Source organism: Pseudidiomarina halophila (genome assembly GCF_003987215.1).
Taxonomy (GTDB): domain Bacteria; phylum Pseudomonadota; class Gammaproteobacteria; order Enterobacterales; family Alteromonadaceae; genus Pseudidiomarina; species Pseudidiomarina halophila.
In genome coordinates this window covers 23,424-35,387 of record NZ_PIPW01000005.1, presented here as the reverse complement: position 1 = coordinate 35,387, position 11,964 = coordinate 23,424, and the positions used below count along the sequence as shown (strand labels likewise).

Here is an 11,964-nt window from a genome sequence, read left to right as displayed (position 1 = left end):
GGAGATCTTATGACGAACTTACCATTGTGGGCAGATTTGCTGATTTCCTTTGTTATCGTACTGGGTGCGAGCTTTGCATTTATAGGCTCTCTTGGCTTGCTACGCCTGCCTGATTTTATGGCACGCTTGCACGCACCAACCAAGAGTACGACGCTGGGTGTCGGCGGCGTTATCATTGGTTCCATGTTGTATTTCTCAATCACAGATTCGTTAAGTCTGCACGAACTGCTCATCGCTATCTTTCTTTTCCTGACTGCCCCTATAAGCGCGCACCTGCTCGCTAAAGCAGGCCTTCACCTTGAGTTAGAGCTTACCAGGAACACCCAGGATCTGCGTAAAAAGCCCGAGCAGTACAGCGACAAAGATAGCTAATTATTGCAACCTCCTCCGACCCCAAGACATGCACTCATTTGCTGTTCCAGCTGCTCAAATTGCTGTAGCACACTGACAAAATCCTGCTCCGCAATGAACGCTTCGTCTGCCACTAGCCGTCCACTCATCGCTGACGAAGCTCGCAGTTGGATGACTGTTACATAACTGCTCATTTTTAGTTCCTCAGCATGAACATCTGCGCGAATACGGCGTATTCCCTTAATGTTGTGATTACTGAGGTCAAGATCGGTCTGCAAGCGATCAGTGAAATCGGCAAATCTCGGTAAAAAGTTTGCTGAAAAGTCCCAATCATCCGGGCGCAAAACAGAAATGATCAAGTTGTCAAAATAACCAATCCTCATGTGAGGCGAGTACTCTGTGCTAAGACGTGTTAACGCAGGCTCTGGCAAACCATGAATATCTAGTTCGAATTCACTTTGCATGAGCCCATAACCGCTCACATTCACATCACCCGAGTCGGCTGACACTCCCGGCAGTTGCAGGTCGTAGGTGGCTGCTAAAATACTCGTACTTAGCGGCACCCGGCCGTACTGGAACGAATAGGTAATAATTGCTTTTTGCCAAAAAACAAGCATGTCCTGATAGTGCTTATAGTCTTCACGTTCCTGATCCTGAGTGGCTGCGGGCATGGCTGTATAACTCCAGACCAAAGCCATCAGAGTAAGCATCAGCACCACGATTGGAAGCACAAATCCATGTACCCTCGTCATTGTCTGACAATCTCAGACTGGCTAGTGCGCTGCAGCTGCAACAGCGCCTCAAGCAGCAACGAATAGTTTTCCTGTAACTCTGTTTCACTTGCGTCGACATCCTGGGCGGCGTAGCTACGCCCGGTGAGTAAAAGCTCTGAAGCTAAACGCAGGTGAATAGCCGCTGAATTGAACCAGATCTCCAATTGTTCCGGTTGCTGCTGCCGACAGCTGCCGAAGCTTCGCAATGCAGCCTCGTATTCATGCTGACGGAAATAAATAGAGCCAAGATAGCAGGGAGCTTGAGGATCAGAAATCGGCGGTTCCGCTAACCTCCTTAGCACCCCTTGCGCAAGATGATAATCGCCTTGCTGATAAGCCTGCATCGCAACTTTGCGTTGTTGCTCGGTATGAATTGTCATTTCTTGACTCACTTCTGGTGTCACCTGACAACCGCCCAGAAGCAAGAGCACCAACATGAACAAAAGCTTAATCAGCTCCATAGTCGATTTCCTTCTCTTCAAATTGCAACTGTCGTCCACACCACTGCTCCAATGGATAAGGGAAGCCTGACTCACATTCGATTATTGAGCGGGTGCCACGGAGTCGTATCATCACCCCCGGCTGCACATTACGCCGGACTTCAACAATCCTTTGCTGCGCGTCCAGCCCAACGATATCCATCGCAAAATGCATACCCCAGCTGTGTACCGCAGTACAACTTGGGAACCAATAGGCTTGCCCACGCGGTAACCCCTGTTGCATAAGCATGCCCACCAAGCGTTGTGGAAAACTTGTAAGCACTTTGACTTCGCGCCAGACGCAAAAGCGTTCCGGCTCCAGCATAAAACGTCCTTGTTTCATTGTGTTTCCTTATTGAGGTTGCAAATAGCCGATAAAGATAGGCCCTAAAATAAGCAAAAAAGTAACCGGAAAAAAGCAGGTCACCAGTGGCAGCAACAACTTGACACCTATCTCTTGCGCCAGCTTCTCGGCCTCAAGCTGCTGTTCACTGCGGGCCTGCTCCGCTTGTCCACTCAGAGTTGCCGCCAGAGCCCCTCCCGTGACGCGGGATTGCTGCACCGCGGCAGCGAAAGTGTTGGTTAAACCGTGTGGTATTCGCAACTTGAGCTCTTCCAGCCCAACTTCAAGATGGACTCCCGCTTGCAGCTGCTGGTGTAGCATACGCAATTGTACTAAGGCGATAGTGTCACCCGGCAGGCTCGCCAGGGCGTGCAGTGCAGCCCGAAATGACAACCCGGCATGGAGCAGCATTGCCAACATATCCAGACATGCAGGCCACTGCTGACAGAATCTCCGTAACTGCAAGCGACGCTCATTTCGGCGCTTTACCACAAGTATTACAGCACCGCCGAGAATGGTTAGATGCACAGCACCAGGTAAAGACAGCAACAAGCAGAACCCTATAACCAGCACTGCGGCCAGCTGTCGCATCAATACGTCAACAGGGTCAATAAACGCATCTTGCGCTTTGGCGTACGCATAGAGCCATTGCTGCCATCCCCCGGGCAGGCAGGCCATAGACTTGCTAAGTAATGTACGGGTATGAGTGTAACTGGCGTTCAGTACGAGTAGCATCAATATAAAGAGTAAGAGCCCCAGAGCCAGCAGCAACAGCAGCATACGCCAATCAAGCATCATCATTGAAACGTCCCATAATTCTGCGGGTGAGAAGCAACCCGATGGCCATCAGACATGCAGCAAGCAACAGCAGTAACTGGCCGCTGGTCGTGGTTAACAGAACGGTTTTCGCCTCTTCCTGCACCGCCCCAATGGCAAAAAATAATCCAATAGGTAATACGAACATGATCTTGCCTTGCAAGCGCGCCTGCGCAGAAAGACTCAACATACGTTCTTTTGCATAGTGTTGCTGCTGTATCGCCCCAGCCATGCGCTCCAGCATCTGCACTTGCTGGCCGCCATATTTGTTGCCGGTTTCTAACGCGAAAGTAAAATAACGCACTATCGGTGAAGGCGCGCGTTGGTAAAAGTCGGCTAAGGCGATCGCCAGACTGTCGCCAGTCCGTTGCCGCTGCACCAATAGCCAAAATTCTGTTTTTAGTGGTGCAGCCAATTGCTGTGATGCAAGTTCCAGCGCAGGCGTCAGACTGAGTCCGGCCTGCAAACTGCTTGCCAGAAGGTGAATTGCGCCTGGCAACTGCTTCTCGATACGATAGCGCCGACGTTTGAAAAGTGAACTTCGTAACCAGGGCAAGCATGCAAAATAAGCGATACTCGCGAGAGCCGCCCACCACCAATCATCAAACATCAACAGACAAGCCAGAGTAATAGGTAGCGCCGTAATAAGTAACAGTGACCAAAACATTCGCGCTGGAATAAATATTAAAAACGCAGCGAGAGAAGATTCGGCATCGCGCTCAATGCTGCGGCCAATTTGTCTGAACGGTTGCCGAGTGACGAGCCATACCAAGCTACCAACCGCAAGCAGCGTAAAGGTGAATATAGCCATAAGCTGCCAGAGTTCAATTTCCACGATGCTGCCCCCACTCAGAACTGATCCCCGAGCTTTGCAGGCTGTCATTGCGCCACTGGAAGAGTGGGCTAATCTGATAAGCTAATGTTTCCAGACCGACGACCTCACTTATTGCGGTAATCACACGGCGGCCATCGGATAACCTGGCTATCTGAACAACAATCTGGATTGCACTTGCTATTTGTTGGCGAATGGCTGTCAACGGCATATCAAATCCTGCCAACATCACCATCACCTCTAACCGTTGCAAAGCTTCACGTGGACTATTGGCGTGTAAAGTCGTCAGCGAGCCCTCATGTCCGGTATTCATTGCTTGCAACATATCAAGTGCCTCAGCACCGCGACATTCCCCTACTACAATTCTGTCCGGCCTCATTCTGAGGGCATTAATCAGCAACTCACGGATGGTTATAAGACCCCTTCCTTCAGCATTAGCTGGTCTAGCTTCGAGCGATACCAGATTAGCGTGTTGCAGTTTTAGTTCCGCTGCGTCCTCGATAGTGATTATTCTCTGATCGGCGGGAACTTCGCCTGCCAGAAGATTGAGTAACGTAGTCTTACCGGTTCCGGTGCCGCCTGCGATCAAGATGTTTTTCCGCGCCGCCACCATTTCTTTCAAGTAGCTGATAGCGGCTTCGCTTATCGCATTGGTCGCTAATAAATCACTGAAGGTAATTGCACGTCGGGCAAACTTGCGAATGGTCAGACACGCTCCTCTTAAAGCTAGTGGGGCAATGACCGCATTAACACGTGAACCATCCGGAAGGCGCGCGTCCACCATAGGCTGCGCGCTGTCAATTCGTCGCCCCAGCGGCAGCACGATGCGTTCTATTATCTGCATTAATTCTTCTTCGCTACGAAAGCGGATATCGGTCGCCATCAGCTGGCCGCCCCGCTCGATGAACACTGAATTGCAGTGATTCACCATTATTTCGCTTATGCTGTCGTCACTCAGCAAGGGGCTCAGCGGGCCAAACCCGATGCAGGTTTCCACCACCTCCCGGATCAATTCCAGTTGTTGCTGGTCCGGATGGCCCCCTTGGTGCTGCAATATATGCGCCTTTAGCAGATCTTCAGCGAAATCCCTTAGATTTTCAGTGCTACCCAAATCTCGCTGCAAGGTAGCCCTTTGGATCTGAGATTTTAGAACTTGAATGAGATCCATTTTCTCAGTCATTGCGCCAGCCTCCCTCTAAAAAAGGCTCAAGTAAACCGGTGCAATCAACTGACCTTCGAAATGCATTTATCTGTTGTTTAATAGTATCGGCACGGGCGCGTCTGGTTTGAGCGTCGCTGGCTAGTTTTGGGGTGACCATAATGACTAAATCGGTTTCTGCCCGGCGAAATTGTTTTGAGGTAAATAGCGCACCAAGCACTGGCAGGTTATGTAACGCTGGAAAGCGATCGGCCTGTTCAGCTTGTTCATGCTGAATAAGACCTGAAAGAATCAATGTTTCCCCCGCCGGAACAATGAGTGTTGAAGCAACTTTTCGCGTTAACAGTCCGGGAATTCCATTGACTGCTACCGCCGGGTCAATCGAGCTCATTTCAGCAATGAGCTTGGTTTGGATCTGTCCGTTCGCAAGTAATTGCGGAGCCACTCGCAGTTGAATCCCGTAGGGACGGAAACTTACATCCTGCAAACCCTGCGCCAGCACTTGTGGCACCGGAAACTCGCCACCGACAAGAAAGTCTGCCTCGCCACCACTTACCGCCGAGAGTGTAGGCGTGGCAAGCAGACGAGCCTGACCCTCCCGCTCCATCACATCGATCGTGGACTGGGCACTCAACGGCAGATGTAGCCATTGCCCCATATCCTCGATCAATGGTCCGTTAACATGAGCCGGCCAACGGACACCGAGATGACGGGTAAAGGAGCGCTTAACTTCTGCTATACGAACCTCGACCACTAACATTGGCCGCTGTTGGTCACCGACGAACTCGATCTGGGAGATTAGCTTAGGATGCCTTGCCAGCAATTCATCGACTTGTTCTTGGTACTGGACGTCAAGCTGACCACTGATACTTACAAATGCCTCATGGTCATCTATTTTTAGCTGTGGGAAACGGCGCTGCAATGCCACTAACTCCAGCTTCAAGCGGTGATCGATAGCAGCTCTGACTGTTACCCGGTGACTGCTCTGCAAACGATTACCGGCGAAGAATAAAATATCGGTGGTACCCGTTTGCTTTCCGGTTACCACCATAGCGCCCTGATCAAGTTGCTGGTAAGCCACCACTCCCTCATTGGTGATGACCACCTCATCAACCTCACCTAGCTGCCAGATCAGCGATTCACCGGCATCAATCTCGTGGACTTCTGGCTCTGCCTGTAATGCATAGCAAGTAAACAACAAAACCAGGGTAATGCACTGCTTTACCATTTTATCGTTCTCCGCCGTTAATTGTGTAAATTCTGGTCATTCCTTGTTCAGGAAGCGCAGAATAGTTGGCCTCTGGGTGCTGCAGCCAAACTGAGTAACCGGATTTCCGAATTTGTTCGAACGCCATCGCTTGCTCTGTGTTAAAGCGAAAGGTGATAGTGCTCGCGAGGCCTTGTTGCCAGGCCTCGTCGGTCGCGTTATCAATGGCAAGAATTTCAACGTTAGCAATACTCCTGAGCTGACTTCCTGCCGTTAACTCAGGCAGAAACTGTTCCGCCACGATGCTGACGCGATTACCTATCGCCAATAACCCATGATGGATCTGTTCGATGCTGATGGTTGCGGTGACGGCATATTCATCCGCCTGCAATACGTCGCTGAAGGATGCGCGACGCGGTTGTTGCAATGCGCTTAAAGTCGCCGGCTCGCCCCGGCTCACAAAATGTTGCGTCACATTGCCGACAACTGCCATGGCGTCCTGGGGACGAAGCCAATCCTCACTAATATAATCTGGCGGATATTTGCGCTGTTGCAGATCGTCCAAAGTTACGGCATGACCTTGTTCGAGGTCAGTGCGAAACACCAATACCCACTCCATTGCAGCGGTACGTTGTTGCTCTATGGCGCGTGATTGCTGCTCGATATAGACGATCATCAACTGATAGCTGGCTATTACCAAAGCGACCACTAAGATCAGCAGTAAGCCAAGCTTCCATTTCAGTTTGAATTGCGCTGTCATGGCTCAGCTCGCCCATGGGTTTAACAGAAACTGGTGCCAGACAGCGTTGTAAAGTGCCATCCAGCTCACTACCATGTACTCCAACCAAACCAGAAGTGTCTGCTCATCAACAGTCACCGGTACGATTACTATCAGCAACAGCGCTAAACTGACAATCATAAATTCAAATGTCGCCTGGCCTGACAGGACGTGCCGATACGACCAGGGTTTGCCCGCCATGTGAGTACAGAAAAAGATCTTCGGTGGGTTTTTGCAGCGATAAATGAAACCTTCCATGGTTTAACTCCAATAGACGCGGCTCGCGGCCGCGATGACGAAATTTAACAAATTGCAAAAGCTGTTCAGGATGCTGCTTAGAAAGGTAAATACTTAATTCCTGCCCCTCGCTCAGCAATTTCTGTAACTGCGCTCCACGCCAGTTCTGATTGATCTTCGAGGGCATAGTTTGACTTGCAGAAAACCGGGTTAGCCAATAATCATCCTGTTGTTTTTGCAGTAACCACAAACTGCCCTGATGCTCACACCAAAAGCCGACTTGCGGTAACTCATTAACTGCGCATCCCAGCTTTTCCAACTGCGGTGGTTGTGGATAGCTGACGCGCCAGATGCTATGGGTTGGTTGCCGCGCCAACAGTTCGCCCTGCCAATCCATTGGTAAATCCATTAGCGACATCCTTGTTGTCTGGTACAGGTTATTTCTGCCGGTGTCGCATCGACATCTACATACCCCCAGCGCAGCTGTTCAGGCGCAAATTCCTCGGTGAAATGTAACCAACTGAGCAGGCGTTGCAGCTGTGGCATACCGAGTTCATTGAGTTTGGCCAGCGGTGTAAGAAACTGCGGACGCTGGCTTAAATCCTTGCTCTGCCGCGGCTGCCAGGCATCCGTGATGCGCGCCATGGCAACGTAATTGTCATCGGCTTTCAGTTGGCGCAAATTCTCGTTGCTTAGGTCTAACTCTGTCAGTTGCGTTAAAGGCGCGAGCACTGTTCGCGCGCGCCTGGCAAATGCATATTCATCAGTGTGCTGAAGCTGAACATGGGATGCCACGCGCCAGATAAGCTTCCGGCTTTCGTCAATGCGTTGCTGCTGCGCGATGTTGGTCGGGTGAATCACGTCCTTTAATAAGCTCATTAGCAATGCCAGCAGCACTATCACTGCAATGCTTTCGATCAGCGCCTGACCATGCTGTTTAATCATTTTCGCTTCCCTGTTGTAGGGTGGCGAGCACCATCTTCTCTGTCAGGGTTAACGACATTAATTGCGGCTGCCATAGCGAGTTAAATAAATTGGCTTGCTCTTGCTTGCCGTCCAGGCGCGGGAACAAGGATTTTGGCCGGGAAAAATAGACCCCCGCTTTTGCCGTTACGTTATTGAGTTTGACGATAACCTGCGGCCAGTCATCGGCTTCAAGATCAGTGCGATTAAAATAACTGTACTGCCGTGCGGTGCCACGCAAACTATGCTGCAAGGCTTGCGCCCAGCCTGTGGTGACCGGATTGATGCGTGGCGCGTCACCGAAGTCTTTACCGGTATAGGTTTTGACTTGATTACCTAAATAGCTTAAACCATCGCCCCAGGGCAGCTCCTCGGAGTCAAGTAAGCCAGAAATATGTACCGCAACAGTATCCATAGATTGCCAGCTCCAGCGTCCTTGTTTGTCACTTTCCAGCCGTGCCCCACCGGCTTTTCTTACGCTAACCTGGAATGCATTTAGCCAGCGATAACTGCGGCGCCGACTGAAACCATCCAGGCTCGCCAACATGAGGTTTTTGGCCAGGCCCCGATCCTTCCCGGAATGCTGCGGCGGTATGTAGGTCCACCATAACCACGGCAACGGAACTATCCCCGGCGCGTGTAATACCTGCCAATCGGCCTGTTCAAGATCATGGCGGGCCAGCACATCACTAAGGGTACGCGGAATTTCCAGACTAAAGCTTAACCGCGCAAACCATTGTGATGCGCGCAGCGCCGTGGTGATTAATGTTTGGAAGTAAATGACGCCACGCAGAATAACGTTAAGCGGCTGTTCCAGCTGTCGTATGCTTTGCGCGATTTGCCTGGTGATGGCATTAAGATAGGGAATTAACGTCGCAATGGCCGCACTACGGTCAGCGACGTCACGCATCATCAGATACCAGCTGTAAATTCCTGTCAACTGAGCCAAGGTCAGTTCGTTGGCAAGCAAGGCCCGGTTAATAAGCGCCAGCAAATTGAGTTCCCGGGCCAGCAAGGTTGCCGCCGAACTAGCCATATTGTCGGCGACGTTTTGCTGATACCAGGTGGAGCGGATCCTTTCGCTACCTTGCATGACACCCATAGTTAACACCATCAGTGCCGCCAGAACCGGCAGAAACCAAGCGCTGGTATACCCCCGGGAGCGCATTAGTTTTCACCGGCTTCAGTAGCTTCGTCATAGTTACCGAGGGTGACATCCTGTCGTGCTACGGTACCGGAACGCCGCGCAGCTGAACGCGCCTGGTTAAGTTGCTGCGATGAGCTTTGACCGCTCACCTCATGGGCGATACCGGAAACCTGATTGCGCACCGTTTTGCCAAGTAATGAGTAAACCCCGATGGCAGCGACGGCAATTAGCGCAACAATAATGATGTACTCGGTCATTCCCTGACCACGAGTGTATAAAAGAGAACTTCCCTGTTGCATAATGCCTCCTTGCGAAAAAGTTTAACCAAGCTGTTCAGTCAGCTCTGAAACTATAATGCAAGGATCGCGTGTGCAGGTGCTATGGGAGAAATGACTTACTCAATATTCAGGTACTTATGCAGCTGCACTGACAAACGCCAGTTACGTGCTATGCAGGTCTCGATCGCCAGTTGCGTTGCGCGTGGACGCTGCGATATTGGCTGCAAAGAAATGATTGCCTCGCTGCGCGGCGGACATCTTTGTAAGAGGTTATCCAGAGCATCAATGTGCTTTTGCATAGCGATAGGATGCTTAATTTCGTTCGCTCTTTGCATACAGTCAGGACGCACTAAATAGCCACCCGGCATGTCCAGTTTTGGTGAAACCGTCACCCATGTTGCAGCCGTGAGTTGTAGAGCAAAGGTTCCACTCGTTTCAATTTGCAATTGATAGCCTGCCTGCTCGAGTACTTCACCTAACTCGCGCAAGTCGTACATCGCCGGCTCACCACCAGTGATCACAACATGCTTCGCCTGAAAACCCTGCTCGGTAAAAAGTTGCAACAATTGCTGTGCATTAAGTTCTGCCCATGCGGAACTGGGCTCGGTTTTACTAAGCATGGTCTGCGCATCGACTTCTGCATCTGCTGACTTTACCCAGGTGTGTTGCGTATCACACCAGGGACAACCGACAGGACACCCCTGCAGACGTAGGAATATCGCCGGCGTACCGGTATAAACACCTTCACCCTGAATGGTTTCAAATAATTCATTAACTGGATAAAGAGTAGTAATGGGATTCGTCCTGTTTTGCGGTAAACTGTTGGTCTTATTGTACCGCAAGTTGTTAGCGAAAAAAGTAGTAATCATGGAGCTCTGTTATGGCGAAAGTAGTCGTTATTTATTCTGGTGGAATGGATTCATTTACCGTACTCAACCGGGCTATACGGGATGGGCACGAAGTACATGCCTTGTCCTTCAATTACGGGCAACGCCATGTGAAAGAGCTCGACGTGGCAGCAAAGGTAACCTCAGAACTCGGGGTATCGCATAAAATCGTAGATATCAGGGCTATCAACGAACTGCTTGCCAGTTCACTTACCTCTGCGGACGCTGCTATTCCGGAAGGGCATTACCAGGAGGATTCGATGAAATCTACCGTGGTGCCCAATCGCAACATGATTCTGCTGTCGCTGGCGATTGGTTATGCCGTGTCACTTGAAGCAAATGCGGTTTACTACGGCGCGCACTCCGGTGATCACGCTATCTATCCTGACTGCCGGCCGGAATTTGTAAAACGCATGAATGATGTCAGTTTAATCGCCAACTACGAACCCGTCGCTATTGAAGTGCCTTACCTGGATAACGATAAAGCTCAGATCCTCGCCGACGGCTTAGCCATGGGACTTGATTACAGCCAGACCTGGACCTGTTACAACGGTCGACATCTGGCATGCGGGAAATGTGGTGCTTGTGTCGAACGCCTGGAAGCTTTTGCGGCTAACCAGACGCGTGACCCTCTGCCCTACGAGTAACTAAGTTAAAAACGCTCGAGCAAACGCTGTGCCTGATGCCATCTGGGGTGATTTTGCAATGTCTGCCACCCAAGCCCGGCGCACTTGGCCAGTTGTTCATAACATTTATTGGCACGTTTCTCTGCTTCAGTAAAACGTGGCTCTAGTGTTTCAAGTACAGCAGTTGCGCCGGCACGATCGTTACAAGCCAGGACCATGTCACAGCCCGCACTTAATGCCGCAACAGCGCGCTCGGGCATGCTACCTGCCGCAGAGGCCGCAGCCATCGCCAGATCATCACTAAAAATAACGCCTTTAAAACCGAGTTGTGCGCGCAAAATATGCTGCAACCAGCGCTCAGAGAAACCTGCAGGCTGATCATCGACAGCAGGATAAATCACGTGCGCAGGCATGATCGCATCAAGACAGTTCGCCAGCTCGATAAATGGCGGCAAATCAGTTTGTAAAATCTCTTCCCAGGAACGCTCGTCAACCGGCATGGCAATGTGAGAATCAGCTTGTACTGAACCGTGCCCGGGGAAATGTTTACCGGTAGCCTTCATACCGGCTTGATGCATGCCTTTTATGAAGCCTCGCGCTAGCAGAGTTACCTGCTCAGCTCGTGAGGCAAATGAACGGTCTCCGATAACCTCACTGATGCCATTAACATCAAGTACCGGGGCAAAACTGATATCGATGTCCATGGTGAGGATCTCGCTCGCCATCAGCCAACCCAGTTCTTGCGCCATGTGCTGGGCATGCGCAAAGTCGTCCGCTTGCTCGACAATTCGTCCCATTGCCGGTACGGGTGAAAATCCCTGACGAAACCGTTGCACCCGACCACCTTCGTGGTCTACCGCTAGTATCAAGGGGTTTCTGGCGGCGGCACGCGTTTGTCGCACCAACTCATGTAACTGATCGATATCAGCGAAATTGCGGGTGAAATAAATCACGCCACCTACCGCAGGGTGAGCTAACAATTCTCGCTCTTCACTGGTGATTTCGGTGCCCTGCAGATCGATCATTACTGCTGTCATATATGCTACTCACACTGCCTTGGTGAAACGAAGTGGGCAGTTTGCCAAAAA

General features: G+C 51.0%; 17 protein-coding genes. 2 read left to right on the top strand and 15 right to left on the bottom strand.

Annotated elements, in window-relative coordinates; all coding sequences use genetic code 11:
- The first annotated feature begins 9 nt into the window (after positions 1-9).
- Complete coding sequence (locus CWI69_RS11875; protein WP_126764550.1) at positions 10-372, top strand: Na+/H+ antiporter subunit G; 363 nt, start codon at positions 10-12, stop codon at positions 370-372.
- Here the strand turns inward: CWI69_RS11875 and CWI69_RS11870 are convergent.
- The 14 genes from CWI69_RS11870 to queE form a co-directional block, all read right to left on the bottom strand.
- Entirely contained in the window at positions 369-1,082 is a 714-nt protein-coding gene (locus CWI69_RS11870) for a hypothetical protein (protein WP_126764549.1), read from the bottom strand. The two genes, CWI69_RS11875 and CWI69_RS11870, sit on opposite strands and share 4 nt — an antisense overlap.
- A 17-nt stretch (positions 1,083-1,099) precedes the next feature.
- On the bottom strand, positions 1,100-1,585 hold the full coding sequence (locus tag CWI69_RS11865; protein ID WP_126764548.1) for a tetratricopeptide repeat protein: 486 nt from the start codon (positions 1,583-1,585) through the stop codon (positions 1,100-1,102).
- Entirely contained in the window at positions 1,572-1,946 is a 375-nt protein-coding gene (locus CWI69_RS11860) for a DUF192 domain-containing protein (protein ID WP_126764547.1), read from the bottom strand. Before CWI69_RS11860 ends, CWI69_RS11865 begins: the two co-directional genes overlap by 14 nt.
- 9 nt (positions 1,947-1,955) lie before the next feature.
- Positions 1,956-2,747, bottom strand: a complete 792-nt coding sequence (locus CWI69_RS11855) for a type II secretion system F family protein (protein WP_126764546.1) — start codon at positions 2,745-2,747, stop codon at positions 1,956-1,958.
- Positions 2,734-3,597, bottom strand: a complete 864-nt coding sequence (locus CWI69_RS11850) for a type II secretion system F family protein (protein ID WP_157984277.1) — start codon at positions 3,595-3,597, stop codon at positions 2,734-2,736. Before CWI69_RS11850 ends, CWI69_RS11855 begins: the two co-directional genes overlap by 14 nt.
- The gene (locus tag CWI69_RS11845) at positions 3,587-4,774 is read right to left on the bottom strand and encodes a TadA family conjugal transfer-associated ATPase (RefSeq protein ID WP_126764544.1); all 1,188 of its coding nucleotides are present in this window, start codon (positions 4,772-4,774) and stop codon (positions 3,587-3,589) included. Before CWI69_RS11845 ends, CWI69_RS11850 begins: the two co-directional genes overlap by 11 nt.
- A complete protein-coding gene (locus CWI69_RS11840; RefSeq protein WP_126764543.1) occupies positions 4,767-5,981 on the bottom strand; it encodes a type II and III secretion system protein family protein in 1,215 nt (404 codons plus the stop codon). The genes CWI69_RS11845 and CWI69_RS11840 overlap by 8 nt, the downstream gene beginning before the upstream one ends.
- Before the next feature lies 1 nt (position 5,982).
- Positions 5,983-6,720, bottom strand: coding sequence for a CpaB family protein (locus tag CWI69_RS11835; RefSeq protein ID WP_126764542.1), 738 nt, complete (start codon positions 6,718-6,720; stop codon positions 5,983-5,985).
- A 3-nt stretch (positions 6,721-6,723) separates the two neighbouring features.
- Entirely contained in the window at positions 6,724-6,879 is a 156-nt protein-coding gene (locus CWI69_RS12265; RefSeq protein WP_157984276.1) for a hypothetical protein, read from the bottom strand.
- A gap of 4 nt (positions 6,880-6,883) precedes the next feature.
- Entirely contained in the window at positions 6,884-7,384 is a 501-nt protein-coding gene (locus tag CWI69_RS11830; protein WP_126764541.1) for a hypothetical protein, read from the bottom strand.
- Entirely contained in the window at positions 7,384-7,920 is a 537-nt protein-coding gene (locus CWI69_RS11825) for a hypothetical protein (RefSeq protein WP_126764540.1), read from the bottom strand. The genes CWI69_RS11830 and CWI69_RS11825 overlap by 1 nt, the downstream gene beginning before the upstream one ends.
- Positions 7,913-9,106 (bottom strand): hypothetical protein, encoded by a 1,194-nt coding sequence (locus CWI69_RS11820; protein ID WP_126764539.1) that lies wholly within the window; start codon positions 9,104-9,106, stop codon positions 7,913-7,915. Before CWI69_RS11820 ends, CWI69_RS11825 begins: the two co-directional genes overlap by 8 nt.
- Entirely contained in the window at positions 9,106-9,384 is a 279-nt protein-coding gene (locus CWI69_RS11815; RefSeq protein WP_126764538.1) for a Flp family type IVb pilin, read from the bottom strand. Before CWI69_RS11815 ends, CWI69_RS11820 begins: the two co-directional genes overlap by 1 nt.
- A 95-nt stretch (positions 9,385-9,479) precedes the next feature.
- Positions 9,480-10,232: a 7-carboxy-7-deazaguanine synthase QueE gene (gene queE / locus CWI69_RS11810; RefSeq protein WP_126764537.1), complete on the bottom strand. Its 753-nt coding sequence runs from the start codon at positions 10,230-10,232 to the stop codon at positions 9,480-9,482.
- Between the two features lie 11 nt (positions 10,233-10,243).
- Between queE and queC the strand changes: the two genes are divergently transcribed.
- A complete protein-coding gene (gene queC, locus CWI69_RS11805; protein ID WP_126764536.1) occupies positions 10,244-10,897 on the top strand; it encodes a 7-cyano-7-deazaguanine synthase QueC in 654 nt (217 codons plus the stop codon).
- Between the two features lie 5 nt (positions 10,898-10,902).
- Here the strand turns inward: queC and nagZ are convergent, their stop codons facing one another.
- A complete protein-coding gene (gene nagZ, locus CWI69_RS11800) occupies positions 10,903-11,913 on the bottom strand; it encodes a beta-N-acetylhexosaminidase (RefSeq protein WP_126764535.1) in 1,011 nt (336 codons plus the stop codon).
- Between the last annotated feature and the right edge of the window lie 51 nt (positions 11,914-11,964).